Below are 26,850 nucleotides of genomic sequence, written 5' to 3' on the forward strand. Positions count from 1 at the left end.
GCCCCCACGCCGGGACACCTCATTGCCCCAGGGGTGCCTTTGAGGCGCTCAAAGGTGTGTTTATGCAGGTGAGGAGCGTGCGGAAGATGTCTATGATCGATGTGGCGGCCGCGCGACGCGCCGTCGGCGCGCACCCTAAGGAGCTCCGCCGTGACCACCCCTCACACCACCCGGACCGGCGCAACCCTCGACGTCGACCACACCGACGCCGCCTACCGCGGCTGGCTCAAAGAAGCCGTCCGCAGGGTCCAGGCCGACGCCAACCGCTCGGCCGACACCCATCTGCTGCGCTTCCCGCTGCCGGAGAAGTGGGGCATCGACCTGTACCTGAAGGACGAGTCGACCCACCCGACCGGCAGCCTCAAGCACCGACTGGCCCGCTCCCTCTTCCTCTACGGCCTGTGCAATGGCTGGATCCGGCCGGGCCGCCCGGTGATCGAGGCGTCCAGCGGCTCGACGGCGCTCTCCGAGGCGTACTTCGCCAAGCTGATCGGCGTGCCCTTCATCGCCGTCATGCCGCGCACGACCAGCGCCGAGAAGATCCGCCTGATCGAGTTCCACGGCGGGCAGTGCCACTTCGTGGACGACTCACGGAAGATGTACGAGGAGTCCGCACGCCTCGCGGTGGAGACCGGCGGACACTACATGGACCAGTTCACCTACGCGGAACGGGCCACGGACTGGCGCGGGAACAACAACATCGCCGAATCCACCTTCCGCCAACTCCGGCTGGAGCGGTTCCCGGAGCCCGCGTGGATCGTCGCCACGGCCGGCACCGGCGGCACCTCGGCGACCCTCGCCCGCTACGTCCACTACATGCAGTACGACACCCGCATCTGTGTGGCCGATCCGGAGAACTCGTGTTTCTTCGAGGGGTGGACCACCGGCGATCCGGACGTCACGTGCGACTGCGGCTCCCGCATCGAGGGCATCGGCCGGCCGCGTATGGAACCGAGCTTCGTGCCCGGCGCGATCGACCGGATGATGAAGGTCCCGGACGCGGCCAGCGTCGCCGCCGTGCGCGCCCTGGAGCAGGCCATCGGCCGCAAGGCGGGCGGCTCGACGGGCACCGGGCTGTGGAGTGCGCTGAAGCTGATCGCCGAGATGGTCGCCGAGGGCCGGCAGGGGAGCGTGGTGACCCTGCTGTGCGATCCGGGGGACCGCTACCTCGACAAGTACTATTCGGACGCCTGGCTGGCCGCCCAGGGCCTGGACATCGAGCCGTACTCGGCCGCGATCGCCTCACTGCTGGAAACCGGTGTGTGGCCCGAGTGAGCGGCCCGGAGCCTGTCGCCCGGCGGCGGGCGACAGGCTCCGACAGGGGGGACCATGAGTGATCGTGATCGATACGACGAGGGCCTTGATCACCGCGACGCCGTCGAGCGGGCCGAGCGCGCGACACGGTTCGCCTGGTCGGCGATGGTCGGCGCGGGCGGGCTGCTCGGCATCGCGCTGATCGCCGTGGTGGTTGTCTGCGTGGCCGTGGCGGCCGTGCTGATCGCCGGCCTGTACGCCGTGGTGGCCATGGACTACTGAGGGCCGGCAGGCTCGGGCCGTGGCCGCCGACCCCGCCGCAGCCGCTCGTCCGCGGGCCCTACGCCGACGCCAGCCGCCGGTCGAGCGAGGTGACGGCGTCCCGGAAGGCCCGCCCGAGACCCGCGCGTCCGAGCGTCAGGGCCTGCCGGAACAGCGCCGAACCGTCCGCCGCGAACGTCCACCTAACCCTGGTACCGGTGCCCGCCGGAGTCAGCCGCCACTCCTCGACCAGGGCTCGGGGTCCCGGTGCGTTGGTCTCGTCGACGCGGTAGGTGTAGACCTCAGCCTTCTCGGCGACCAGAACCGTCTCCAGGAAGCGCGTACCGCCCTTGAGCCGGATCTCGCGCCGGGCGCCCTCGTCCAGGGGCCGGGCCCGCCGCACCGCCCCGAACCAGTCGGCCCAGCCGGGCACGTCCTCGGCGAGCGCGTGGAAGACCGCGCCGGGCGAGGCGGAGATCTCCCTCGCGAACACCAGGCGTACCGGAGCGGTCTCGACGAACTCGATCCCTACCGGGCGCAACTGACGGGCCATGGACTGAACCCCCTTGGGGGAGGCGGGCGTCGACCGGGCAGCGTCACCCTAGCTGACGAGCAGTCAGTCGTCTGCACCCTCGTCGGGCTCGCCGGCCACCACCAGCCGCCGCAGATGCTCCGAGATCTCCGCGCGCGCCTCGCCGGGCAGCCCGGCGTCCGTCACCAGCGTGTCGACCTGGGCCAGCGCGGCGAACGAACTGAGGCCCACCGTCCCCCACTTGGTGTGGTCGGCGACCACCACGACGCGCCGCGCGGACTGCACCAGGCGCCGGTTGGTCTCGGCCTCCGCGAGGTTCGGGGTGGACAGACCCGCCTCGACCGATATCCCGTGCACACCCAGGAACAGCAGGTCGAAGTGGAGCGCCGCGATCGCCTGGTCCGCCACCGGCCCCACCAGCGAGTCGGAAGGCGTGCGCACCCCGCCGGTCAGCACCACCGTGGCCGCGCCCTGCCGGGGACCCGAGGTGCGCTGCGCGACATGGAAGACGTCGGCCACCCGCACCGAGTTGGTGACGACGGTCAGATCCGGCACGTCGACCAGCCGGTGCGCCAGCGCGAACGTCGTCGTACCGCCCGACAGCGCGATGGCGCTGCCCGGCACGACCAGCTCCGCGGCCGCCCGGGCGATGTCCTCCTTGGCGGTCAGCTCCAGACCCGACTTCGCCTCGAAGCCCGGCTCGTGCGTGCTCGCCTCCACCACCGGCACCGCGCCGCCGTGCACCTTCTCCAGGACGCCCTGCCGGGCCAGCGCGTCGAGATCACGCCGTACCGTCATGTCCGACACGCCGAGCTTGCGGGTCAGCTCGTTCACACGGACGCCACCCCGGCGCCGCACCTCGTCCAGGATCAGGGCGCGCCGCTGCTCCGCGAGGAGGTTCTGATTCTCACTCACGTACGCTCCGGTCCTTTCGTCTCAACCCGTTCGACACGCCCTGCGCACCCCCTGTGACAAGGACATTCTGCCCGTCACCGGTGCGCGGGCGTCCCATCCTCGCACGGGCCGGGCCGGGTGGCGCCACTGGCTGTACCGACGCGCGCATGTCACCGGGCCGGCATCCGGGCCCGCCGGGTGGCACCCGGACTCGGGGAGATTCCGTGACGAGAGGTGTGCGACACGCCGCGAACCGCGATTCTGGGCTCGCACGAGAAGATGCCAACGCCGCGTCACGGGGGAAGTGCGAAGAGTGGAACCTGCGCAGAAACGGGTCTCGGCCACCGGCGCCGAGGGCACCGCCACACGGCCGGAGCAGTCCGAGACCGCCCTGGAGCTCCTGGTCCACGGGGTCGGCGGCACCACACCCGAGAAGATGCTCGACGATCCGCGCACGGTCAGGATCACCGGTGACGACACGGCGGCCGTCTTCCGGCGCGCCGAGGACGCCGACGCCGAGACCCAGCCGCCCGATCACGGCGGACGCCCGGTGCCCGAGGCGTACGTCTGGTGCAACCTCACCTCCGGCAACGGCACCCGCGCCCTGTGGCTGTTGCTGCTGCCCTTCATGGTCGTCAACCTCGCCCACTGGATGCGCCCCACCGCACGCGGCCGCAGAAGGACGGTGCGCCTGTACGGCCTGCTGGTCAGGCTCGCCGGACTGAGCCTGACCGTGCTGCTCGTCGCCGCCGTCTGCGAGGTCGCTCTCGACCTCACCGCCTGGCAGTGCGCGGGCACGCGCGCGTGTGCCGAGCGGCACTCCTGGCTCGGCTTCCTCTCGCCCGCCGTCTCGGACGACGGCTGGTGGAGCGGGCCCGGCCGCCGCCTGGCCCTCGCGGCCCTGGTCCCGGCCGTGCTCACCGCCCTCCTGTGGTACCTGTCCCACCGCACCTGGAGCGCGTACGAGTCCCAGCAGCCCATGTCACGGACACCCGAGCCCGACGAGGAGACCGGACGCACCGCGCTGAACCGCCCCGGGTTCTGGTACGGCCGCCGCCTGGTGGCCCGGCTGCGTGCCGCGCACACCGCCGCGGGCCTGCTGACGGTCGCCGCCGCGGTCGGGACGGCGGCCGCACGCTTCGACCACCGTCCCGGCGGTCCCGCGCTGCTCGACGTACTCGGCCGGCTCTTCGAAGCGGCGCTCGCCGCCACCGCGGCGGGCGTGGTGTGGGTGGTCTGCCGACGTGGCCGCAGCGAACACCGTCTCGATCGTGAGCTCGACGCCCACCTCGTACGACGGCTGCCGCTCGGCGCCCTCGCGCTGCTCCTTCTCGCCGCCGTGTACGCCGGGTGGGAGCGCCCCGGGTGGGAGTCGGAGGGCCGGCTGCCGGGCGACACGACCTTCGGTGCCATCGCCCTGGTCCAGGGTGCGCTCGTCATCGCCCTCGGTGTGGTCGCCCACGTCCTGCACCGCGCGCACCCCGACCCGCGGGCCGCGATGCGGGGCCTGGGCGGGCCCGCCGTCGCGACGCTGGCCTGCGCCCTCGGCGGGGTGATGTCCGGCGGAGTCTCCCAGCGGGTCGCCGACTGGCTGGACGGCACCGGCGTGACCATCGCCGGTCCGCCGGTCCTGCTGACCTGGCAGGCGTCGGTGATCCCGGGGGTGCTCGTCGTCCTGCTGGCGCTCTGCGGCTGGCTGGCGCGGCGGACCTGGCTGCTGCAGCGGGCCGAACTGGCCACGATGGAACAGGACTATCCCGGGGAGTCCGCGGACGCCACCCGCACCCGACGCATCGCGCGGACCCGGGCCATGGCCACCCTCACCGACCGTGGCCCCCTCCTCGTCGCGGTCACCGCCGCCACCACCCTCCTCCTGGGCGCCGGAGCCCTGGTGGGCGCCCTGACCACCGACAAGGCACCCGCGGAGGCCGCCCAGGGCACGCACACCTTCGTCCAGGGCGCCGCGGACACCGCGCAGGCGCTCGGCTCCTGGCTGATCGGACTCGGCTTCATACTGTTCGTCACCTGGGGCCGGCGGGCCTACAAGGACGCCGGAGCCCGCCGCACCATCGGCATCCTCTGGGACGTCGGTACCTTCTGGCCCCGCGCCGCCCACCCCTTCGCGCCGCCCTGCTACGCCGAACGCGCGGTGCCCGACCTGACCTGGCGCGTGGCGACCTGGACCGGCGCCACCGGCGGACGCCTCGTCATCTCCGGACACTCCCAGGGCAGCGTCCTCGCCGCGGCGGCCGCCTGGCAGCTGAAGCCGTCCGTCCGCAAACGCGTCGCGCTGCTGACGTACGGCTCACCCCTGGAGCGGCTCTACGGCCGCTGGTTCCCCGCCCACTTCGGCCCGGCCGCGCTCAGCGCGCTGCACCACGACGTCGACTGCTGGCGCAACCTGCACCGGCCCACCGACCCGATCGGCGGCCCGGTCCGGCTGCCCGGCGACTGCGGCCCCGAGGTGGACCGCGCAGCGCTCAAGGACCCACTGGCGTACGGCCGTACCGGCGCGCATCCACTGCCCGCGCCGATCCTCGGACACTCCGACTACCAGGCCGACCCGGCGTTCGCCGAGGAGCGGCAGCGACTGCTGGCCCGGCTGCGGCCCGACGTGCCGGCGCAGCGGCCTCAGGACAGCTCGGGCAGATCCTCCGCGTAGAGCAGCGTCAGATCGTCCGTGCTCGGGTCCTCGACCTGGGCGACCCGGCTCGCGTGCCGCTCGACCATGGCCTCGAAGGTCTGCCGGGCGGTGCGGCCGTTGCCGAAGGCCGGTCCCTTGGGGAGCGTCGTGAAGTACTTCAGCAGGGCCTCCGCGGCACCCGACGCCAGCCGGTACTCGTGCTCCTCGGCCTGCTGCTCGACGATCCGCAGCAGCTCGTCGGGGTCGTAGTCGCTGAAGGTGATGGTGCGGGAGAAGCGGGACGCCACACCGGGGTTGACGGAGAGGAACCGCTCCATCTCGGCCGTGTAGCCCGCGACGATCACGACCACCGCGTCCCGGTGGTCCTCCATCAGCTTCACCAGCGTGTCGATGGCCTCCTTGCCGAAGTCCCGGCCCGAGTCCTCCGGCGACAGCGCGTACGCCTCGTCGATGAACAGCACCCCGCCGCGCGCCTTGTCGAAGGCCTCCTGGGTGCGGATCGCCGTGGAGCCGATGTGCTCGCCGACCAGGTCGACGCGGGACACCTCCACGAGGTGGCCCTTCTCCAGCACGCCGAGGGAGGCCAGGATCTCGCCGTAGAGCCGGGCGACCGTCGTCTTGCCGGTGCCGGGTGAGCCGGTGAAGACCAGGTGCCGCTTCACCGAGGCCGCCTTCAGGCCCGCCTGCTGCCGGCGCCGGCCCACCTCGATCATGTCCGTGAGCGCCCGCACCTCGCGCTTGACGCTGTCCAGGCCCACCAGCGCGTCCAGCTCACCGAGCACCGCCTTCGAGGTCCGCGACGGCTGCTCCGGCGCGGCGGGGGTGACCAGCGGCTCCTGCTCGGTGGCGCGCTGCCCGGGGATCGCGCCCAGCAGGCCGGAGGAAGGGGACACCGTCTGGACGGCGGTCTCCGCCGCGGGAGCCCGCAGCGGGCCGCCGCTCTCGTCGCTCGTGCAGTCCTCCACCACGGGGCCGGCTCCGGACGCCGTGTCGGGGCCGGCGTCCGCGAACTCGTACCCACCGCGGGCACACCGTTCGGTGCGGCACTTCCTCAGTGTCGTACGGCAGCCGTCGATCACGTGGAATCCGTAGCCGCCGCTGCCCGTGACCCGGCAGTCCAGGAAGCTGCCCCGGCCGCCCGCCGAGACGTAGAAGCCCGCTTCGGCGGGGGAGTCGACGGTGCAGCGCTCGATCGTCGGGTCGGCGCCCTTGGTGACGATCACGCCGGTCTGGGTGCCGTCCACCGTGCAGTTGTTGAGGGTGCCGCCGCTGCCGTGGTCACGGAACCAGGCCCCCGTCGCCGCGTCCCGGATGCGGCAGTCGTCGAGTTGAGCGGTGGCGCCGTCGCTCACCGACACGGCCGTGTTGCGCACCTGGGAGAGGTCGCTGTCCACGACGTCCGCGCGTGAGCCCCGGTCCAGGACGAACAACGCGTCCGGCACGTCGTGCACCCGGCAGGAGTCGAGGACCACGGTGGCGCCGTCGCTGACCCAGACGGCCGGATAGTCGCCCGTGCTGTCGAAGATCTCGCACTGGTTGGCGTCCACCCGGGTTCCGGGGTCCCACACCGACAGGCCGTTGCGCCCGAACTGCCGCACCGTCGTGCGGGTCAGGGTGAGGACGGAGCGCGAGCGCAGGTCGACCGCGTTCTCCGGGATGTCGTGGATACGGCAGTCGGCCAGGGTCAGCACGGCGTCCGTGTCGAGCGTGACGCCGTCCGCGGTGGTGCGGTGCACATCGCAGTCGGTGAGGTGCGCGGTGGCGCGGCCGGTGATCTGAACGCCGCTGCCGCGGACCTCGTACACCTCGCAACCCACCGCTTCCAGCGCGGAGTTCTCGCCGGTCGCCGACAGGCCGACGCCGGAGGTGTGGTGCACCCGGCAGCGGTCAAGGCGGGGATGGGCGCCGCCGCGCACCGCCACGCCGGCCTGGCCGGCCGCGACGACCTCGCACTCCTCGAAGACGCCGCCACCGCCGTCGACCACGGCGATACCGATGCCGGCGGGGTTGTCGACGGTGCAGCGCCGCACGGTGGGCCGGGCACCGCCGCGCACCTCGATGCCGGCCGCGGAGCGGGTGACGATCCGGATGTCCGTGAGCTCCGGCGTGCCCTCCTCGACGAGCAGGGCGGGCGCCGCCGCGTCCTGGCCCTCCACGTGCAGGTCCTGCACCACCGCGGAGGCCCGCACGGTCAGGGGTACCCCGTCCAGGGGCGCGATGCGCACCGAGCCGGGGGAGCCCTCGGGGCCGCGCAGGGTCACCGCTCGCTGGACGACGAGGTTCTCCCGATAGGTGCCGGGGGCGACGGTGAGGACGTCTCCCTCGGCCGCGGCCTCCAGGGCGGCGGCGAGCGATGCGTACTCACCCGTGCGGCGCCGCCACCTCGATGTGCCGGTGTGCGTCACCTGGACCGTGCCCTGTGCCATGGCGTTGCTGTGCCCCCACCTCGTGGTACGCGGGTTGATGCCGAGTGCGTTCGGCCGGTCCACCGTAGCGTGCGCGCAGGCGGTGGGTTGACCAGAGCCGGAAGGCCGTCAGCTGCCGGTGCCGGTCCTGCCCCAGTCCGGGCCCGCCCGCTCCCAGGCGCGGTCCCAACCGGCGTACCGGCGACGGACCATGCGCCACACCGTGAGCCGTCTTCCCACCTCGACGAGGGCCGTGGTGAGGAGGGCGGCGCCGAACCCGGCGAGCACGGCGTGGGTGGTCGCGGTGGCGGCGTCGAGCGGGCGGGCCACTATGCGTCCGTGTTCGTCCGTCCACAGCGTGAAGTGGTCGCCGCGGTGCGGGTCCTGAAGGGGGGCCAGCACCTTGCCGTGGTGCGCGGTGCCGTCCGGCGCGGTCCAGTCGGCCACCACCCGGCTGCGCAGATCCCGGCCGGAGGACGTCTCGGGATCGGCGTCGAGAGGGGAGGGGTCCAGCTTGCGGACCACGGTGGCCGCCACCAGGTGCCGCGACTCGCGCTGCTCCCGGGCCGAGCGCTGCAGGGTGTCCTGGGCGAGAGTGCCGACCAGCGAGCCGATGACGGGCCCCACGACCAGGATCAGCAGCAGGGCCGCGAAAGCCACCCAGGCCTCGGCCAGATCGGTCGCGCGCCGCAGCGGGTTGTGCCGCCACCGCCAGAGTCCGCTGATCGCTCGCACCGTCTCGCACCCCCTCTCCCGCTCCGTGATAGCCCCTGGCGGAGCCGTACATCTGCCGGGACGGTCAAAGAGAGAGCGAAATCACCCGCGACCGGTCCCTCGTGGACTTCTCGCGAACTCCAACGCACAGGCCCCGGATCGGGGTTCCCGGTTGCGGCCGGGATGGCCGATACGTGTCAGACGGCCCTGGCGGGTGTCCGCGGAGTCCCGCCTGCGCCGCGGCGCCCGGCACGCTCCCACAAGTTCTCGGCTTCGCTGCAGCAGGGGAGTACCCCACTCGCCGCACCGGGCGAACACCCGAGTACGACCACTACGCGGGCGTCCGCCCGGCACGCCGAGAGCAGGCACCGGACGCAGGAGGGCCCGCGCTCCGGGCGGACGTCGCGGACACTCCCTAGGCGAGGACGGTCACCGGGTCCCCGACCCGGATCGTGCCGGGGGAGAGGGGCACCAGGTTCTGGCCGAAGACCAGCCTGCCACCGAGGCGCCGGTGCCGGCCGAGGGTGTACAGGGGTTCCGTGCCACGCCGGGCGGTGCTCTGGTCGGTCGTGGTCACGACGCAGCGCCCGCACACCTTGGCGACCCGGAAGTCGACGTCTCCGATGCGGACGCGCGACCAGTCGTCCTCGGCCCAGGCGGAGGTGCCGGAGACGACCACGTTGGGCCGGAAGCGGTCCATGGGCAGCGGGCCCTCGGCCGCGTGGTCGCCCCGCGCGATCAGGGAGTTGAGGGCGTCGAGGGATGCCGTCGAGGTGAGCAGCAGGGGATAGCCGTCGGCGAACGAGACGGTCTCGCCCGGCAGCGCGAACTCCGGGTCGACGGGCCGGCTGGTGGCGGGGTCGGACATGTGGAGCAGGCGCACCTCGGCGCCCAGGTACCGGCTGCACCAGGCGTGCGCGGCGGTGCCCTCCGCGGGAACGCCCTCGACCTTGTCGCGGAAGATCTCTACCCAGACCGTGTCGTCCGACCGCGGCACGGGCACGGTCAGGTCGTCCATGCCGGGCGCGGACAGACGAACGCCGCCGCCGGGCAGCAGCTCGGCGACGGCCAGTGCGAGGCGCGGTTGCTGACGTTGTGTGACGACCTTTCCCCCGTCGTCGATCAGCACCCAGCGCCGGTCTCCGGCCAGCCCCCAGGGCTCCACCGCGGCTGTCCGGGGCGAGAGGCCCCGGAACGCCTTGACCGGATGAACATGAATCGACTGCAGCTGCGCGTTCCCCATGAGGCCATCGTGCCAGCAGGCGACGACAGCCCTGCGGGGGAGCTCAGTAGCCGCGGTACTGCTGGTTGTTGTACGGGTCCTGATAGGGAGCCGGCGCGGGCCGGGGGGCCGCGGGGCGCATCGCCTCGTACCCCGTGCCCATACCGGGGCTCGCCGGTCGCGGCTGCTGCGCCTGCTGCCCGGGGTAGCCGCGTGGCGCGGCGGCCTGCTGCGGGATGTACGCCGCGGGCGCCTGTTGGAGAGGAGAGGGCTGTTGAGCCTGCGGGTAGCCGTAGCCGTTGCCGTAGGCGGGCTGGGACGGACCTGCCGGAAGGGCGGGGAGTGCCGACGGCAGCGCGGGCAGGTGACTGCCCGGCATGTCGTATGCGGCGGGGACCCGGATCGGGGCGATCTGCGGGGTGCCCCGCTCGGCCACGAGCGAGTCGTAGATCGGAGTGTCCGGGAAGGAGGCGGAGTAGTAGCCGCCGCCATAAGTGGAGCGGGGGGAGGTCATGGCACATAAGTTAAGCCCACGATGTGCTGGTTGGGGAGACCGATAAGAGGGTTGTTTTCCGTGTCGGCAGTGACCTGGGATCCCCAATGCGAGCGAACTTGGCAAAAAGGGGCGGCATGCAGGGCGATTCTCATGTAAAGCCCGAGTTCCCAGGGGGTTACCGGCGGTTGATCACCGGTCTCGCTGTGCGTGCGATGGGAGTTCCCTGTCCTGAGGAATAGGTTGACCGTGTAGACAGCCGGATGCGACGCCGGGGCGGGCCGGCGCGGTGACACGCGATGGGGGCGGACATGTCAATGACGAAGGGCTCGAACGTCCCGGTGCCGTCGACGGCGCTCCGCGTCGAACTGGGATGGCGTTCGGGACCCGGCGTCCCCGACGTGGACGCCTCGGCACTGCTGCTGGCCGGTACGAAGGTCCGCTCCGACGCCGACCTCGTCTTCTACAACCAGCCGGCACACGCCGCCGGAGCGGTCCGCCACGAGGGCAAGCGGGACGCGGGCGGCCGGGTGACCGACACGCTCCTCGTCGACCTCGCCGGCATGGAGCCCGCGATCGAGACCGTCGTCCTCGCCGCCTCCGCGGACGGCGGCACCTTCGCCGGGGTTCCGGACCTCTACATCGAAGTGCGGGACGCGGCTCGCGGAACGGTCGTCGCTCGATTCGACAGCACGGGCGCGACGGTAGAAACCGCTTTCGTTCTCGGGGAGTTCTACCGGCGGCAGGGAGCGTGGAAATTCCGGGCCGTCGGACAGGGCTACGGCAGCGGCCTGGAAGGCCTTGCCACGGATTTCGGAATCACCGTCGACGAACCGCAGCGGGCCGAGCCCGTCGCGTCCCCGGCCCCCGCGCCACCGCCCCCTCCCGCGGCCCCGGTTCAGCTCACCAAGGTGACACTCACCAAGGCCGCGCCCTCGGTGTCGCTCACCAAGCAGGGCGGCACCTCCGGCGTGCTGCGCGTGAACCTCAACTGGGAGGTGCGCAAGCAGTTCTCGGGGTGGGGCGGCAAGCTGGGCCGCCCGGCGGCTCTGCACGCCGACCTCGACCTGGACCTGTGCGCCCTGTACGAACTCGCCGACGGCAGCAAGGGAGTCGTGCAGTCGCTCGGCAACGCCTTCGGCGCCCTGCACCGCCCGCCGTACATCCACCTCGACGGCGACGACCGCACCGGCGCCGTCTCCGGCGGCGAGAACCTCACCGTCAACCTCGACCAGCGGCGGGCCTTCCGTCGCATCCTGGTCTTCGTCACCATCTACGAGGGAGCACGGTCCTTCGCCGATCTGCACGCCAGGGTCACCCTCCAGCCTCAGCACGGCGCGGCGATCGACTTCTCCCTCGACGAGTGCACGGTCCCCTCGACCGTGTGCGCGCTCGCCCTGATCACCAGCACGGGCAGTGACCTGGTCGTGCAGCGCGAGGCCCGCTATCTCGTGCCCGAGCGCGGCGTGAGCCCCCAGCGGACCGTCGACCACGCCTATGGCTGGGGGATGAACTGGACCCCCGGCAGGAAGTGACGCCTCAGGTCTCGTCCCCCACGACGGCGTCCGGCCGCGCGTAGGTACGGCCCTTCCACGCGGCCCCGCGTCCCCGGTAGTGCTGCACGGCGGAGTCGACCGTCATGAGGAGATAGAGGAACGCGGTGAACGGCAGCAGGGGAGCGAGCCACAGCGGCTGACGGTAGTAGCGGAGCATCGGGACGTACGTCCCGGTCATCACCAGCCACGCCAGCCCGCCGAGTACCGCGCCCCCCGTACGTTCCGTCACCACACCCGCGACCAGGACCACGGGCGGCACCAGGTACACCAGTGCCAGCCCGGCCACCGTCCCGGTCAGCAGCAGCGGGCTGTGCCGCAGCTGCGCGTACGCGCTGCGCGACACCATCCGCCACAGGTCGCTCAGCCGCGGATACGGGCGCACGCTGTCCACCCGCTCGGCCAGCCCCAGCCAGATGTGGCCGCCGCCGCCCTTGACCGCCCGCGCCAGCGCCACGTCGTCGATCACGGCGTGCCGGATGGCGTCCGGGATCCGCGCCCGCTCGGCCGCAGCGGTGCGCAACAGGACACAGCCGCCCGCCGCGGCCGCCGTCCGCGCCCCGCGCCTGCCGATCCGGCGGAACGGATACAACTGGGCGAAGAAGTAGACGAAGGCCGGTACGACGAGCCGCTCCCACAGGCTCGCCACCCGCAGCCGCGCCATCTGGGAGACGACGTCGAAACCACCGGAGCGCGCCGCCGCGACCAACTCCCGCAGGCTGTCCGGCGCGTGGGCGATGTCGGCGTCGGTCAGCAGCAGGTACTCGGGGGCACGCACGTGTGCCAGTCCGATCCCGTGGCGCACCGCCCAGAGCTTGCCCGTCCAGCCGGCGGGCGGCTCCCCGGGCGAGGACACGGTCAGCGGCAGCCCGCCGTGCCGCCGTGCCAGTTCGTGCGCGAGCTCCCCGGTGCCGTCGCTGCTGCCGTCGTCGACGAGGAAGACCTCAGCCCGCCCCGGGTAGTCCTGGCGCAGCAGGGTCGGCAGACTCGCCGCCAGCACCTCGACCTCGTCGCGGGCCGGTACCACCACACAGACCGACGGCCAGTCCGGAGGATCACTCCTGGCCGGCAGCCTGACGTCGGTACGCCAGAAGAAGCCCTGGCACAGCAGCAGCCACACCCAGGCGGCGAGTGATCCGGCGGCGGTCCACGCGAAGACGCTCACGCGCGCAGTCTGCCCCACCGGACCGGCCGTCAAGGGCCCATCGTCTATCGTGGCCGGGTGAAGATCGCGCTCATGGACTCCGGAATCGGGCTGCTGGCGGCCACCGCCGCGGTACGGCGTCTGCGCCCCGACGCAGATCTCGTCCTCTCTCTGGATCCCGACGGCATGCCCTGGGGCCCCAGGACCCCCGAGGACCTCACACGGCGCGCCGTGGCCGTCGCCGAGGCCGCCGCCGCGCACCGGCCCGACGCCCTGATCATCGGCTGCAACACCGCCACCGTGCACGCCCTGCCGACCGTGCGTGCCCGCTTCGAACCGGGCATCCCCGTCATCGGCACCGTCCCCGCGATCAAGCCCGCCGCGGCCGGCGGCGGCCCCTTCGCGATCTGGGCGACGCCCGCCACCACCGGCAGCCCGTACCAGCGCGGTCTCATCGAGGACTTCGCCGACGGCGTGGCCGTGACCGAGGTGCCCTGCCATGGTCTCGCCGAGGCCGTGGAGCACGCCGACGAGGCGGCCATCGAGGCGGCCGTGGCCGCGGCCGCGGCCCTGACGCCGGCCGACGTGACGACCGTCGTCCTGGGCTGCACGCACTACGAGCTCGTCTCCGAACGCATCCGCGCCGCGGTGCAGCGTCCCGGGTTCCCGCCGCTCGTCCTGCACGGCTCCGCCGGCGCCGTGTCCGCCCAGGCGCTGCGCCGGCTGGGTGAGCAGCCCGCCCCCCGGGCCGAGGCCGACGGCACCCTGACGGTGCTGCTCAGCGGCCGCGAGGGGAACCTGCCCGAGGCCGCCCTGGCCTACGAGGAGGGCCGGCTCCTCCAGGACGTCAGCCCCGCCAGGTAACCCCGGGCGGCCGTCCCCGTACGGGGCACGCGCGCCGGGCGCGACAGAAGGGGACGGGCGTCCGCCGTCACCCCCGCCCGGAGCAGTCACTCTGCGCGACGCGCTGGCCGCACAGCGATTCCTGAGTAGTCTCATATCCATGAGGGACCACCCCCAGGGCGAGAACACCTCGCACCCCGACGTCTGGACCGGACGGGCCTCCAACCGGGTCCAGTGGCTGCTGGCGCTCTTCGGCGCCGCCTGCGTGGCGCTCGGCGTCGAGCTCGCCGTCGACTCGAAGTGGACGTCCGGCGTCGCCCCGCTGGTGATGTCCGTCGTCGGCTGCATCGCGGCCGGGCTGCTGGTCCTCTTCGGCACCCTCGCCTTCGTGCACGTGGCTCTGAAGGTCGACGCGGAGTGCCTGGAGGTGCGCTGCGGCCACATGGGCCTGCCGCGCCGCCGCATCCCGCTGGCGCACGTCGCCGGTGCCGAGTTCGCCCAGCACGTCTCGCCTCGCCACTGGGGCGGCTGGGGCTACCGCTGGCGGCCCGAGATGGGCACCGCGGTCGTCGTGCGACGCGGCGAGGGCGTCGTGCTGCAACTGTGGGACGGCCATACGTTCACCATCACGGTGGACGACGCGGAGGCGGCCGTACGGGTCATCCGGGACCGGCTGCGGTCGGGCGCCGCCCGCTGAGCCGACGGTCCCGGCCGTGCCCCCTGGCTCACCGGCCCGAGGACTCCGCAGGCTCCTCCGTGAAGGGGTGTGCCGTGGCCAGTCCGGCCACAAGCCCCGCGCCCGCCGACACCGTGGTGAAGCTCAACGCGTTGCCGACGCAGGAGATCACCGCCAGCGCCGTCAGGGCCGCGCCCGCGGTGAGAGCGACGGGTGTCGGCCGCCCGGTGCGCCACAGGGCGTAGAGCATCCAGCAGAAGGTGACCGCCAGCAGGGCCACGCCGACGACTCCCTGTTCGGCCGCCTGCTGAAGTGGCGCCGAGTGGGGCTTGCCGTCGGAGACCAGCGTCTGCGCCGCCGTCGTGCTGAGCTCCCCGAACCGGCCCGGGCCCACGCCCAGCGCCGTCTCCCGGTGTGCCATGCCCAGCGCGTCGTGCCACAGCTGTATCCGGTGCTGGGTGAGCCCGCCGCGCAGGGACACCTCGAGGCCGTCCGGCACCGCGTGGCCGGCGACGGCCCAGGTCAGTCCGGTCGCCAGGGCCGCCGACAGAGCCAGTCCCGCGAGAGCCGGGGCGCGGTGGCGCAGCCGGCCCGCGGCCAGCGAGCACAACAGGACCGCCGTGCAGGCCACGAACCCGCTGACCGATCCGAGAACGGCCGCGGTCACCGCGATCCCGACGGCCAGCGCACGCAGTGCGCCCCGCAGGGCCGGCGCCCCGGCGGACCAGGCCGCGCAGCACGCGGCGCCGGCCGACAGAGTCAGCAGGGCGGCGGTGGCGCCGGCCTGCCCCAGCGGCGCGACGATCTCCGGCCCCGGACCCACGTGCGACCGGCCCACCGCGAGGCCGAGCCCGGCGAGGGCGGCCGCGCCGGGCGCGGCGACCGGTACGAGTGCTCCGCAGATCCGTCCCGCCGCGTATCCGGCGCCCACGGCCAGGACCGCGAGCAGCACGCCCTCGGGGCGACCGTCGTGCGCGGCCGCCGATATGAGGGACCAGACGGCGCAAGCCGTCAGGACCGCGACACCCATCGCGTCAGAAACGTTTCGTCTGTCGCCGTCCTCATCCGGACCGGCCAACGCCGTCATCCCTGTGGAACCCACCCCGCCCCCCGAACGCCGGTCGCCCCCGACCTGTGACGGTCCCGGTCGCCGCGGGCGTTACCGGCCCGTACGACAGAGACTTCGGCACACCGTAACGGCTGATGACCGGTTTGTGGACGAGTTGGACCGAGTTGCGCAGGAACGATGCTCCCCTTGCGCGGAGGGACATCCCCCGGGACCGGAGGGACCGCGCTGTCGGCTCCGAGGTCAGCCGCCGTACACTCCCCAGGTGACCGTCACCGCAACCTCCGTGGACGAGTCGGACCAGGTGAAGCCCCCGACCGCGCCCGCATCGCGCGGGGCGCGGCTCCTGCGTCGTCTCCTCCCCGCCGCCGCAGCAGCGCTCTCCGGAGTCCTGCTCTACGTCAGTTTCCCGCCGCGCACCCTGTGGTGGCTGGCCCTGCCCGCCTTCGCCGTCTTCGGCTGGGTGCTGCGCGGCCGCGGTTGGAAGGCGGGTCTCGGTCTCGGCTACCTCTTCGGCCTGGGCTTCCTGCTGCCGCTGCTGGTGTGGACCGGTGTGGAGGTCGGCCCCGGGCCCTGGATCGCGCTGGTCGTGATCGAGGCGATGTTCGTCGCGCTGGTCGGCGCGGGCATCGCCGCGGTGTCCAGGCTGCCGGGCGCGCCGGTGTGGGCGGCGGCGATCTGGATCGCCGGCGAGGCGGCACGCGCGCGGGTGCCCTTCAACGGCTTCCCCTGGGGCAAGGTCGCCTTCGGCCAGGCGGACGGTGTCTTCCTGCCGCTCGCCGCGGTGGGCGGCACCCCGGTGCTCGGCTTCGCGGTCGTCCTGTGCGGTTTCGGTCTCCACGAGGTCGTACGCCTGGTCGTCGAGGGCCGGCGCACGCGCGCGGTACGGCGCTCGGCCGCGGCCGTCGCCCTCCTGAGCGTGGCCGTACCCGTGGTCGGGGCGGTGGCCGCCGGCCCGCTGGTCAGCGACAAGGCCGAGGACGGCACCGTGACCGTCGCGGTCATCCAGGGCAACGTGCCGCGGGCCGGGCTGGAGTTCAACGCCCAGCGCCGGGCCGTGCTCGACTACCACGCGCGCGAGACCGAGCGGCTGGCCGCCGAGGTCAAGGCGGGCAAGGTCGCCAAACCGGACTTCGTGCTGTGGCCGGAGAACTCCTCCGACATCGACCCCTTCGCCAACAGCGACGCGCGCACCGTCATCGACCAGGCGGCCAAGGCGATCGGCGTGCCGGTCTCCGTCGGCGGTGTCGTCGAGCGGGACGGCAGGCTCTACAACGAGCAGATCCTGTGGGACCCGGTCAAGGGGCCCGTGGACACCTACGACAAGCGGCAGATCCAGCCCTTCGGCGAGTACCTCCCGCTGCGCTCGCTCATCGGCGCGATCAACGACAACTGGACCTCCATGGTCCGCCAGGACTTCAGCCGGGGCAGCAAGCCGGGCGTGTTCGACATGGACGGCGCCAAGGTCGGCCTGGTCACCTGCTACGAGGCGGCCTTCGACTGGGCCGTGCGCTCCGAGGTCACCGACGGCGCCCAGATGATCTCCGTGCCCAGCAACAACGCGACCTTCGACCGCAGCGAGATGACCTACCAGCAGCTCGCGATGTCCCGCGTCCGTGCCGTCGAGCACAGCCGGACCGTCACCGTTCCGGTGACCAGCGGCGTCAGCGCGATCATCATGCCGGACGGGATGATCACGCAGAAGACCGGCATGTTCGTCGCCGACTCGCTGGTGCAGAAGGTCCCGCTGCGCTCCTCGCAGACCCCCGCGACCCGGCTGGGCATCCTTCCGGAGATCGCCCTGGTGCTGGTCGCCGCGGGCGGACTCGGCTGGGCGATCGGCGCGGGTGTGCGCGGGCGACGCGCCGGTGGCGTGTAGCCGTACGCCTGCCGGGCGCCCGGGGAAGACCGCCTGGGCCACGGAACCGGCCCGTTAGGGTCGGGGCCATGGCTACTCCTGACTTCATCCGAGCCCTCCGGGATTCCATCGGCCACGAGTTGCTGTGGCTGCCCGGCGTCAGCGCCGTCGTCCTCGACGACGCGGGCAGAGTGCTGCTCAACCGTCGCTCCGACACCCGCAGGTGGGCACTGATCGGCGGCATCCCGGAGCCGGGGGAGCAGCCCGCGGCCTGCGCGGTGCGGGAGGTCGAGGAGGAGACGGGGGTGCACTGCGAGGTGGAGCGGGTGATCGTCGTCCAGTCGCTGCGGCCCGTCGCCTACGACAACGGCGACGTGTGCCAGTACATGGACATCTCGTTCCGCTGCCGTGCCCTCGGCGGCGAGGCGCGGGTGAACGACGACGAGTCCCTCGAAGTCGGCTGGTTCGAGGTGGACGCCCTGCCCGAGCTGAACGACTTCGCACACCTGAGGATCAAGCAGGCGCTGTCGGACGCACCCACATGGTTCGACCCCACTAGTAGCGAGGGAAGTGTGGGTTGAGACCACATGGGGCGCGGCTTGGGTGCTGCCTAGGGTCAGGGCATGACCGCTAGCAGCGCCCTCTCGGCACCCCATGGCGCCTCCACCCCCACGCTCGACCTCGGCGGCCGCACCGCTCTCGTCACCGGCGCGGCCGGCGGCATCGGCCGCGCCTGCGCGCTGCGGCTCGCGGCCGCCGGGGCCAAGGTGAGAGCGGTGGACCGGGACGCCGCGGGCCTCGACGCGCTCGCCGTTCAGTCCCAGGGCCTCGCGGGCAGCCTCGAACCGCACGTCCTCGACCTGACCGACCTGGACGCCGCCGAACTCGCCGCCGCCGGGACCGACGTCCTCGTCAACAACGCGGGGCTGCAACTGGTCCGCCCCATCGAGGAGTTCCCGCCCGACGTCTTCCACACGGTGCTGACGGTGATGCTGGAGGCCCCGTTCCGGCTGATCCGCGGCGCGCTGCCCCACATGTACGGGCAGGGGTGGGGGCGCGTCGTCAACGTCTCCTCCGTTCACGGACTGCGCGCCTCCGCCTACAAGTCGGCCTATGTGGCCGCCAAACACGGACTGGAAGGCCTGTCCAAGACGGCCGCCCTCGAAGGCGCGCCCCACGGCGTCACCTCGAACTGTGTGAACCCCGCCTACGTGCGCACCCCGCTCGTCGAGCAGCAGATCGCCGACCAGGCCCGGACGCACGGCATCCCCGAGGACCGTGTGCTGTCCGAGGTGCTGCTGCAGGACAGTGCCGTGAAGCGGCTCATCGAGCCCGAGGAGGTCGCGGAGGCCGTGGCGTATCTGTGCGGGCCGCAGGCGTCCTTCGTGACCGGTGCCTCCCTCGTCCTCGACGGTGGCTGGACCGCGCACTGAGAAGGTCGGGGCCGGCCGGCGGCGGAGTTCTCCACAGGGCTGACGGGGCGGTCGGGTGATGGTGAATCCTGTGAGCATGTCCCGCGATCACGTGCAGTCCGCCGAGCGCTCCGACGCAGCCGCCGCAGCGCCGGCCGCCGGCGCCGAGGCGCCGTTCCTGGAGCTGCTGGCCCGGGGGGCATCCGCCGACGCCTACGAGCAGCCGGTCCTGCTCGCCCGCGCCGAGGGACAGTCGGCCGAACGGATCGGCGCACTCGAACAGGCCAAGCTGCTGGCGCTGCGCGTGCGCTCGGAGCTGGAGGGGCGGCGCCGGCGCGAGGCCGAGTTGTCCGCGCTCTTCGAGACCGCCCACGACCTCGCCGGGCTGCGCGACCTGGACGCGGTGCTGCGGGCCATCGTCCAGCGTGCCCGATCACTGCTCGGCACCGACGTGACATACCTCAGCCTGAACGACCCGGAACGCGGCGACACCTACATGCGGGTCACCGAGGGCTCGGTGGCGGCCCGCTTCCAGCAGTTGCGGCTCGGCATGGGCGAGGGGCTCGGCGGCCTGGTCGCCCAGACGGCCCGCCCGTACGTCACCGACGACTACTTCAAGGACGAACGCTTCCAGCACACCCGCACCATCGACGCGGGTGTGCGGGACGAGGGCCTGGTCGCCATCCTCGGCGTGCCGCTGACACTGGGGCACCACGTCATCGGGGTCCTCTTCGCGGCGGACCGGCGGGCCCGGGTCTTCGAACGGGAGCAGATCGCGCTGCTCGGTTCCTTCGCGGCGCTGGCCGCGGCCGCCATCGACACCGCGAACCTCCTCACCGAGACCCGCTCGGCCCTCGCCGGACTGGAGCGGGCCAACGAGATCATCCGGGACCACAACGGGGTCATCGAGCGGGCCTCCGACGTCCACGACCGGCTCGCCGAACTCGTGCTGCGCGGCGGCGGGGTCCACGACGTGGCCGCGGCAGTCTCCGAGATCCTGGACGGCACCGTCGAGTTCGCCGAGGCCGCCGACGCAGCCGCCGAGGCCCTGGAGGTGTCCCGCGCCGAGGGACACGCGGTGCGCCACGCGGACGACTGGATCGCCGCGGTGGCGGCCGGCGGCGAACTGCTCGGCGCGCTCGTGCTGCGCGGGCATCCGGGCCTCGACCCCGTCGACCAGCGCACCCTGGAACGCGCCGCCATGGTCACCTCGCTCCTGCTGCTCGCCCGGCGCTCCGCCGCCGAGGCCGAACAGCGCGTCCGCGGCGAGCTGCTGGACGACCTGCTCGACGCCCGCGACCGCGACCCGCGCCTGCTGCGCGACCGGGCCACCCGGCTGCACGCCGACCTCGACACCACCCATGTCGTACTCGCCGCCCGCCTGGACGCGGCCGCGGCCGACGCCGACCAGGAGGCGGCTGCCCGCAGGCGGCTGTGGTCCGCCGCCTCCCACCTCGCCGCCACCCGGCACGGCCTGGCCTCCAGCCGGGACGGCGGCACCGTCCTGCTGTTGCCCCTGAACTCGGGTGACACGGCGACGAAGCTGGCGCGCCGCACCGCCCGTCACCTCGGCACCGCCGTGCACGAGGCGGTCACCGTCGGCGCCTCCGCCCCGGTCGAGGACCTCGCCGCCCATCCGGACGCCGTGGCCGCCGCCTACGGGGAGGGCCGCCGCTGTCTCGACGCCCTGCGGCTGCTCGGCCGAGCCGGCGACGGGGCAGCCGCCGAGGACTTCGGGTTCCTGGGCCTGTTGCTCGCCGGGGACCGGGACATCGGCGGTTTCGTCGGCCGTACGATCGGTCAGGTCGTGGCCTACGACGAACGACGTGGCACCGACCTGGTGCGCACCCTCGACGCGTACTTCGCCTGCGGGATGAGCCCGGCTCGTACGAAGGACGACCTGCACGTCCACGTGAACACGGTCGCCCAGCGCCTGGACCGGATCGGGCGTCTGCTCGGCGACGACTGGCAGAGTCCCGCACGCGCCCTCGAGATCCAACTCGCCCTGCGTCTGCACCGCTTGTCGGCACCGGCACAGCACTGACCCCCGTACGCACGGGCGTACGGGGGTCAGTCACGCGAGGATCAGACGGTGTGCGCGTCCGCGGTGCGGGCGGGCACCACCTCCGGCCCGGCGGCGGACTCGACCTCTGACAGGTCCCGGTTGCGGGTCTCCTTGGCCACGGCCACCGCGAGCACGGTCAGCACGGCCGCGCCGATGACGTACAGCGCGATCGGCGTGGAACTGCCGTAGTCGGACAACAGCGCTGTGGCGATCAGCGGGGCGGGCGCGCCTGCCGCGACCGAGGCGAACTGGGCGCCGATGGAGGCGCCGGAGTAGCGCATCCGGGTCGCGAACATCTCCGAGAAGAACGCGGCCTGGGGCGCGTACATCGCGCCGTGGAACACCAGGCCCACGGTCACCGCGAGGATCAGGTTGCCGAAGCCGCCGGTGTCGATGAGCGAGAAGAAGGGGAACATCCACAGCCCGACGCCGACCGCGCCGAGGAGATACACCGGGCGGCGGCCGACGCGGTCCGACAGCGCGCCCCAGCACGGGATGACCGCGAAGTGCACGGCCGACGCGATGAGCACCGAGTTGAGCGCGGTCTGCTTGGAGACGCCGGCCGAGGTGGTGGCGTAGACGAGGATGAACGCGGTGATCACGTAGTAACTGATGTTCTCCGCCATGCGCGCGCCCATCGCCACCAGGACGTCCCGCCAGTGGTGACGCAGCACGGAGACGATCGGCAGCTTCTCCGGGGCGCCGGGCCCTGCCGCCTTGCGTGCCTCGGCCTGCTCCAACGCCTGTTTGAAGACCGGCGATTCATCGACAGAAAGACGAATCCACAAACCGACGACGACCAGCACGCCGGAGAGCAGGAACGGTATCCGCCAGCCCCAGCTGCCGAACGCGGCGTCCGACAGGACGGCGGTGAGGAAGGACAGCACGCCGGTCGCGAGAAGCTGCCCTGCGGGGGCCCCGGTCTGCGGCCATGACGCCCAGAAGCCGCGCCGCCGAGCGTCCCCGTGCTCGGACACCAGGAGCACCGCCCCGCCCCACTCGCCGCCGAGCGCGAACCCCTGGACCAGCCGCAGCACGGTCAGCAGCACCGGCGCGGCCGTGCCGATGGTCGCGTGCGTCGGCAGCAGACCGATCGCGAAGGTCGCCCCGCCCATCAGCAACAGACTCAACACCAGCAGCTTCTTGCGTCCCAGCCGGTCGCCGTAGTGCCCGAACACGAGGGCACCCAGCGGTCGCGCCGCGAATCCGACGGCGTACGTCAGGAACGACAGCAGCGTGCCGACGAGGGGGTCGGAGCCCGGGAAGAACAGCTTGTTGAAGACGAGGGCCGCGGCGGATCCGTAGAGAAAGAAGTCGTACCACTCGATGGTGGTGCCGATGAGGCTGGCGGCGACGATGCGCTTGAGGTTGTTCGGGGCCGGTGGAGCGGTTGCGGGCGACGACATCGGCACCACTTCCTGGGATGTGACGGGGACGTTTGCGTGTCGCCACACCGTAGGAACCCGCAGGTCAGGCGCACATGTGGCGGGGCAACATAGTTCGAGGGTTGGCTATGCGTGCAGCCACCATGCCGCCCGCAGGCTCACCGAGGCACAAACGATTCCAGGCAGGCGTCTTCGAGGGACATGACCGCCATGACCGACTACCACAGGACCAGACCAACCCACTCACGAGGCATACGGCCCAGACCGCAGATCGCGGTAACGCCGACCCGGCCGCTTTCATGATCCAGGGAGATGGTCAGGGGCAGACCCGCCGGTATGGCCGGTCGGGAATGTAAGTGCGCCACTGCGCGCGGGTCAGCTCCGTGTTCCCGGCACGGGAGCAGACAAGGGATACCGCTCGGTCCGGATCCACCACGTACCGCTGGAGCGGGACGTGCTCGCCGCCCGCGTACAGCATGGTGCTGTCCGGGCTGAAGGCGAGCGTGTCGACGCTCTCACCGGAGGTGGGCAGAGAAGGACCGAGAGGTTGCTGGGTCGAGATGTCCCAGAGTTGGACGGTGCCCGCGTCGCCGCCCACGGCGAGCGTGCTGCCGTCCGGACTGAACGCGAGGGCCGTGATCGTCTCGGCTGAGTCGGAGGACGGATCGACGGGTGCCAGGAAGACGTTCCTCAGGATGCCCGCCCGGTGCCGGAGGTCGCCGTCCCAGACGGCCACCCGTCCCGTCCCGTCGCCGGCCGCCAGGCCGGAGCCGTCGGGAGCGAAGGCGATGGCTGCGATGTCGTCGTGCTGGACGAGGTCGTGGGCGTGGGACAGGCCCGCTCGGACCACGCGGTTGTCGGTCACGAGGAGCCCGCCGTCACGGCTGACGGCCAGATGACGGCCGGCCGGGCCGGGGAGGAGCGCCGTCCTCCGACGCTGCGTGGTGTCCCATGTCTCGTTGACGAAGCCGTCGTCGGTCAGACGTGCGGTGAGGAGCGTACGGCCACCCGGTCCCAGGGCGATCGAGTCCGGCGGCATCGCGGACGCCTTCGCCAGGTCCACAGTGGTCTTCGCCCGTCCGGCGGCCACGTCCCACACCGTCAGACTGTGAGGCCCAGTGTCCCAGCCGGAGGCGGAGACCCCGTACGCGAACATGCCGCCGTCGGGGCTGAAGGACAGCAAGGGCTCGGGGACGTCCGCGGGGAGCGTCGGTATGCCGGTGCGGAAGACGGGATGTGGCGGGTCCGGCAGGGTCCGCAGCAAACGGCCGTCGTGTGTGCTCCGCAACCGGAAGACGTAGCGGTCGCCGATACGTTCGGCGGTGGCGAGCGTCCTGCCGTCGGGGCTGAGCCGGACCCCGGTGAGCGGACTCGTTCGCCAGGCGCGGGTGAGCGTCGCGGTGAGGTCGAGGGTGTGGACCGTGCCCCCCTCGAGGTATCGCAGCAGGGGCCGCGAGGAGTCCCAGGCGAGACCGGAGAGCGTCTCGTTGTCCAAGGAGTGCCGGAAAACGGGGGCGCCGCCGCTGGGCAGACGCCACACTCGGATCTCCTGGCCGCCGCCGGTCGCCAGGAACGAGCCGTCCCTGCTCACGACGGCGTTATCGGCACCCTGGTGGGCGACGTCGGCGAGCTCTCGTCCCGACGTGGTGTCCCATACACGCACCCGGTTCCCGGTGAGAGCGAGGAGCCGGCCGCCGGTGAGGCCCAGGAAGGTGTCGTCACCACAGACGCCGCGAGCGCTCGTCCAGGCGCCGGAGCGGACGCTGCGCGCGGAGGTGTCCCAGACCTGCGGGGCCCGGCCGCGCGGGCAGACGGCCAGCAGCCGGTCGTCGTCGGCCGCTGCGTGGGCGAGCTCCCCCCTGCCGGCCGACGGGGTCCGGAAGACCAGATGGCCGTCGGTGACCGAGTAAAGCCCAGCCCGGTCGTCGTCCGGGCTCCTCACCAGGTAATTGCGGCCGCTCGCCCCGAAGCTCACGATGTCCCTGAACGGCAGGGAACCCCCGATCCAGTGTCTCGTTCGTGTGTCCCACAGCCGCTGGGTCCTGTCAGCGGTCTGGATGACGAGCACCCGGCCGCCCGGGCCCGCGGCGAGCACCGCCCCGTGAGGTACCGGCCCCGAGGCGGTACGGCGGTGGGTGCCCACATCCCACGTTCGCCAGGTGTCGTCGCTGATGCTGAGCAGAGTGCGCCCGGAGACGTCGAGGAACCGCTCCGGTGTGTCACCGGGCGCCGGGTCGGTGAAGTTGCCCAGTTCGGGCTGGGCCAGCGCGCCCAGCAGCGCTCGGCGGGACTCCGGCAGCGGAGAAGTGCGCCATGCGGCGACTCCGAGCAGCATCGCCGTGCGCGGGTCGGTGGTACGCAACGCGTCGGCGACCGCGGCCACCCGGCGGGCCGCCGAGTCGGTGGTCTGCTTCTCGCTGTCCTGACGCAGTCGCAGGGCGGTCATGCCGACGACCAGGGCCACCGCCAGCACGGCGCAGAGCGAGGCCGTGAGCGTGCGGCTCCGGCGCCGAGCCCGGGTGGCGGCCCGCTCCTCCGTCGCCCGCTGCTCCGCCGCGGAGACCAGGAAGGCCGTCTCGTCGGACGTCAGACCGTCGTAGCCGCGGTCGTCGCCCGCGAACAGTTCCTCGGCCCGCGCCAGGCGGGTGCCCCGGTAGAGCGTGCCCGGGTCGCGGTCATGCTCCAGCCAGGTGCGGGTGGCATCGGTCAGCTGCCGGTGGTGGCGCAGCCGCTCCCGGTCCGCGTCGATCCACTCGCGCAGCCGCGGCCAGCACGTGATGAGCGCCTCGTGGGCGAGCTGCACTCCGTCGTCGTCGGTGATCAGCAGCCGCGCCTGGGTCAGCCGCCCGGCGACGGCTCGCACTTCGGGGTCCTGCCACCCGGCCATTTCCTCCCGGCTGAGCGGGCGGCGCGTGTCGGCGTTGCCCTGGCCGGGCTCGACCATCCGCAGGAGCAGGTGCCGGGCAGCGTGCGCCTGCGCCGGCGAGAGTTCCCCGTACGCCTCCTCGGCGCTGACCGCGATCGCGCCGCGCACCCCGCCGGCCGCTTCGTACGCGGCCAGGGTCAGCATCCGTCCCTTACGCCGCCGCCAGGTCTCCAGCAGAGCATGGGACAGCATCGGCAGTCCGCCGGGCTCGTCGAGAACGTCCTCGACGATCCGTGCGGTCAGTGCCCGCTCCACGATGAGACCGGCCGCCTGCGCGGGACCGATCACCGCTTCGCGCAGTTCGTCGGCGGTCATGGACCTGACCAGGAGTCCGCTCCCGTGCAACGCCTCCGCCAGACGCGGGTGCTCGGCGCACCGCGCGTAGAAGTCGGACCGTACCGCGATGAGCACGCGCAGTCGGCTTCCCGGGTCGCGCGCGGTGAGCAGAAGGTCGAGGAAGCGGTCCCGCTCGGCGCGTTCGCGGCAGAGGGTGAAGACCTCCTCGAACTGATCCACCACCACCCAGCTCTCCGGATCGTCGGCCTTCGGTGTCAGCAGATGTCCGTAGGTGGTGGCGGGCCGGGCTCCCGGAGTGAGGATCCGAAGCACCGCCTTACGCCCCTGCTGCGCGGTCTTCTCCCGCAGCAGGGGAATCAGACCGGCCCGCAGCAGGGAGGACTTGCCGCTGCCGGACGCCCCGAACACCACGGCGAACGGGGACCCGCACGTGAGCTCGCTCAGCTCGTCGATCAGTCGGTCCCGGCCGAAGAACAGCTCACGGTCGTCCGGCTCGAAACGCGCGAGACCACGGTAGGGCGGTGCGGCGTCGGCATCCTCCTGCCTCCCCTCCCCAGCCAGCGCCTCGGCCTCCTGCCACCGTGCCTCCCACGGAACGGGGTCCTCCCCGCATGCCCGGACGTACGCCTGGAGCACGGCCAACGACGGCAGTCGCTCGCCGCTCGCCGCTTTCGCCAGGGTCGTCACCGAGAAGCCGGCCTTCTTCGCCATGGTCCGGTACGAGACGCCCCCCGCCGAGCGGCGCAGCTCCCGAAGATCGTGGGCCAGTCGCTGCACGGGGCCCGCCGCCGGGTCGACCGGTAGTTCGGGACGTCCCATCGCGAGCCTCTTTCACATACAAGGAAACATGCCGATCAGCGGCCCAAGGTACTTTTCGTCCTCCTCGGACGAGAACCCTTTCTGATGTGATGTTCGCCAGTGGGCTCGCGGAGGCGGCAGCAAGCGGCGGACAGCAGCTCCTGTCACCACCAGGGTCGGGTCCCGAAGCCGACGTACACCGCCCACAGGATTGTCTGACCTGGCAAAAGGGAGGTGCCAAACAACTTTCCGGTTGCCAGTGTCGGTGCGGCAAGGCCGGATCCCGGCACACCGAACCCTCCCCTGGGAAGAGCGCATGTCCTCCCCCGAAGCGATGACGATCCTCGGATCGCAAGCGCCTCGACAGTCGGCGCCATCGCCGCGAGACCGCACCTGCAAGAACGCCGG

20 protein-coding genes are annotated in these 26,850 nt (G+C 72.5%); 10 read left to right on the forward strand and 10 right to left on the reverse strand.

Translation table 11 applies throughout. From position 1 onward, the window contains the following. Nucleotides 1–150: 150 nt before the first annotated feature. Nucleotides 151–1,275 carry an L-cysteine desulfhydrase Cds1 gene (locus AQJ84_RS07965; protein ID WP_030045119.1) on the forward strand — a complete coding sequence of 375 codons (1,125 nt, stop codon included), beginning with the start codon at nucleotides 151–153 and terminating at the stop codon, nucleotides 1,273–1,275. A 54-nt stretch (nucleotides 1,276–1,329) separates the two neighbouring features. Next, nucleotides 1,330–1,536, forward strand: a complete 207-nt coding sequence (locus tag AQJ84_RS07970; RefSeq protein WP_030045120.1) for a hypothetical protein — start codon at nucleotides 1,330–1,332, stop codon at nucleotides 1,534–1,536. 58 nt (nucleotides 1,537–1,594) lie between these two features. Here the strand turns inward: AQJ84_RS07970 and AQJ84_RS07975 are convergent, their stop codons facing one another. Beyond that, complete coding sequence (locus AQJ84_RS07975) at nucleotides 1,595–2,068, reverse strand: SRPBCC family protein (RefSeq protein WP_030045121.1); 474 nt, start codon at nucleotides 2,066–2,068, stop codon at nucleotides 1,595–1,597. A gap of 63 nt (nucleotides 2,069–2,131) precedes the next feature. After that, on the reverse strand, nucleotides 2,132–2,962 hold the full coding sequence (locus AQJ84_RS07980) for a DeoR/GlpR family DNA-binding transcription regulator (RefSeq protein WP_030045122.1): 831 nt from the start codon (nucleotides 2,960–2,962) through the stop codon (nucleotides 2,132–2,134). 292 nt (nucleotides 2,963–3,254) lie between these two features. On the opposite strand from AQJ84_RS07980, the gene AQJ84_RS07985 reads away from it, so the two are divergent. Further along, nucleotides 3,255–5,603 (forward strand): alpha/beta hydrolase family protein, encoded by a 2,349-nt coding sequence (locus AQJ84_RS07985; RefSeq protein WP_053190668.1) that lies wholly within the window; start codon nucleotides 3,255–3,257, stop codon nucleotides 5,601–5,603. On the opposite strand, the gene AQJ84_RS07990 is transcribed toward AQJ84_RS07985, so the two are convergent. From AQJ84_RS07990 to AQJ84_RS08005, 4 genes are all read right to left on the reverse strand, one after another. Further along, complete coding sequence (locus AQJ84_RS07990) at nucleotides 5,573–8,011, reverse strand: right-handed parallel beta-helix repeat-containing protein (protein WP_053190671.1); 2,439 nt, start codon at nucleotides 8,009–8,011, stop codon at nucleotides 5,573–5,575. The genes AQJ84_RS07985 and AQJ84_RS07990 overlap by 31 nt on opposite strands. 108 nt (nucleotides 8,012–8,119) lie before the next feature. Next, nucleotides 8,120–8,725 carry an Rv1733c family protein gene (locus AQJ84_RS07995; protein WP_030045917.1) on the reverse strand — a complete coding sequence of 202 codons (606 nt, stop codon included), beginning with the start codon at nucleotides 8,723–8,725 and terminating at the stop codon, nucleotides 8,120–8,122. A 394-nt stretch (nucleotides 8,726–9,119) separates the two neighbouring features. Then, entirely contained in the window at nucleotides 9,120–9,947 is an 828-nt protein-coding gene (locus AQJ84_RS08000; RefSeq protein ID WP_030045918.1) for an MOSC domain-containing protein, read from the reverse strand. 43 nt (nucleotides 9,948–9,990) lie between these two features. Next, nucleotides 9,991–10,440: a DUF6643 family protein gene (locus AQJ84_RS08005; RefSeq protein WP_053190674.1), complete on the reverse strand. Its 450-nt coding sequence runs from the start codon at nucleotides 10,438–10,440 to the stop codon at nucleotides 9,991–9,993. A gap of 296 nt (nucleotides 10,441–10,736) precedes the next feature. Here AQJ84_RS08005 and AQJ84_RS08010 point away from each other — a divergent pair, with 296 nt between their 5' ends. Beyond that, nucleotides 10,737–11,954 (forward strand): TerD family protein, encoded by a 1,218-nt coding sequence (locus tag AQJ84_RS08010; protein WP_030045920.1) that lies wholly within the window; start codon nucleotides 10,737–10,739, stop codon nucleotides 11,952–11,954. Between the two features lie 4 nt (nucleotides 11,955–11,958). On the opposite strand, the gene AQJ84_RS08015 is transcribed toward AQJ84_RS08010, so the two are convergent. After that, nucleotides 11,959–13,137, reverse strand: coding sequence for a glycosyltransferase (locus tag AQJ84_RS08015; RefSeq protein ID WP_198536281.1), 1,179 nt, complete (start codon nucleotides 13,135–13,137; stop codon nucleotides 11,959–11,961). A gap of 57 nt (nucleotides 13,138–13,194) precedes the next feature. On the opposite strand from AQJ84_RS08015, the gene AQJ84_RS08020 reads away from it, so the two are divergent. Together AQJ84_RS08020 and AQJ84_RS08025 are read left to right on the forward strand one after the other, a co-directional pair. Then, nucleotides 13,195–13,980: a glutamate racemase gene (locus AQJ84_RS08020; RefSeq protein ID WP_030044781.1), complete on the forward strand. Its 786-nt coding sequence runs from the start codon at nucleotides 13,195–13,197 to the stop codon at nucleotides 13,978–13,980. Nucleotides 13,981–14,119: 139 nt separating this feature from the next. Continuing rightward, nucleotides 14,120–14,656, forward strand: coding sequence for a hypothetical protein (locus tag AQJ84_RS08025; RefSeq protein WP_030044780.1), 537 nt, complete (start codon nucleotides 14,120–14,122; stop codon nucleotides 14,654–14,656). Between the two features lie 28 nt (nucleotides 14,657–14,684). On the opposite strand, the gene AQJ84_RS08030 is transcribed toward AQJ84_RS08025, so the two are convergent. Continuing rightward, complete coding sequence (locus AQJ84_RS08030; protein ID WP_030044779.1) at nucleotides 14,685–15,665, reverse strand: O-antigen ligase family protein; 981 nt, start codon at nucleotides 15,663–15,665, stop codon at nucleotides 14,685–14,687. A 301-nt stretch (nucleotides 15,666–15,966) separates the two neighbouring features. Here AQJ84_RS08030 and lnt point away from each other — a divergent pair, with 301 nt between their 5' ends. The 4 genes from lnt to AQJ84_RS08050 all read left to right on the forward strand — a co-directional run bounded on the left by lnt (nucleotide 15,967) and on the right by AQJ84_RS08050 (nucleotide 21,015). Beyond that, nucleotides 15,967–17,580: an apolipoprotein N-acyltransferase gene (gene lnt / locus AQJ84_RS08035; protein ID WP_030044778.1), complete on the forward strand. Its 1,614-nt coding sequence runs from the start codon at nucleotides 15,967–15,969 to the stop codon at nucleotides 17,578–17,580. A 68-nt stretch (nucleotides 17,581–17,648) separates the two neighbouring features. Beyond that, nucleotides 17,649–18,140 (forward strand): NUDIX hydrolase, encoded by a 492-nt coding sequence (locus AQJ84_RS08040; protein ID WP_030044777.1) that lies wholly within the window; start codon nucleotides 17,649–17,651, stop codon nucleotides 18,138–18,140. A 42-nt stretch (nucleotides 18,141–18,182) separates the two neighbouring features. After that, a complete protein-coding gene (locus tag AQJ84_RS08045; protein ID WP_053190676.1) occupies nucleotides 18,183–18,992 on the forward strand; it encodes a 3-hydroxybutyrate dehydrogenase in 810 nt (269 codons plus the stop codon). Nucleotides 18,993–19,068: 76 nt separating this feature from the next. After that, nucleotides 19,069–21,015: a helix-turn-helix domain-containing protein gene (locus AQJ84_RS08050; RefSeq protein WP_030044775.1), complete on the forward strand. Its 1,947-nt coding sequence runs from the start codon at nucleotides 19,069–19,071 to the stop codon at nucleotides 21,013–21,015. 41 nt (nucleotides 21,016–21,056) lie between these two features. Here the strand turns inward: AQJ84_RS08050 and AQJ84_RS08055 are convergent, their stop codons facing one another. Together AQJ84_RS08055 and AQJ84_RS08060 are read right to left on the reverse strand one after the other, a co-directional pair. Further along, the gene (locus tag AQJ84_RS08055) at nucleotides 21,057–22,442 is read right to left on the reverse strand and encodes an MFS transporter (RefSeq protein WP_030044774.1); all 1,386 of its coding nucleotides are present in this window, start codon (nucleotides 22,440–22,442) and stop codon (nucleotides 21,057–21,059) included. A gap of 295 nt (nucleotides 22,443–22,737) precedes the next feature. Then, on the reverse strand, nucleotides 22,738–26,463 hold the full coding sequence (locus AQJ84_RS08060) for an nSTAND1 domain-containing NTPase (protein ID WP_053190679.1): 3,726 nt from the start codon (nucleotides 26,461–26,463) through the stop codon (nucleotides 22,738–22,740). Nucleotides 26,464–26,850: the final 387 nt, after the last annotated feature.

This window comes from Streptomyces resistomycificus, from assembly GCF_001514265.1.
Taxonomy (GTDB): Bacteria; Actinomycetota; Actinomycetes; order Streptomycetales; family Streptomycetaceae; genus Streptomyces; species Streptomyces resistomycificus.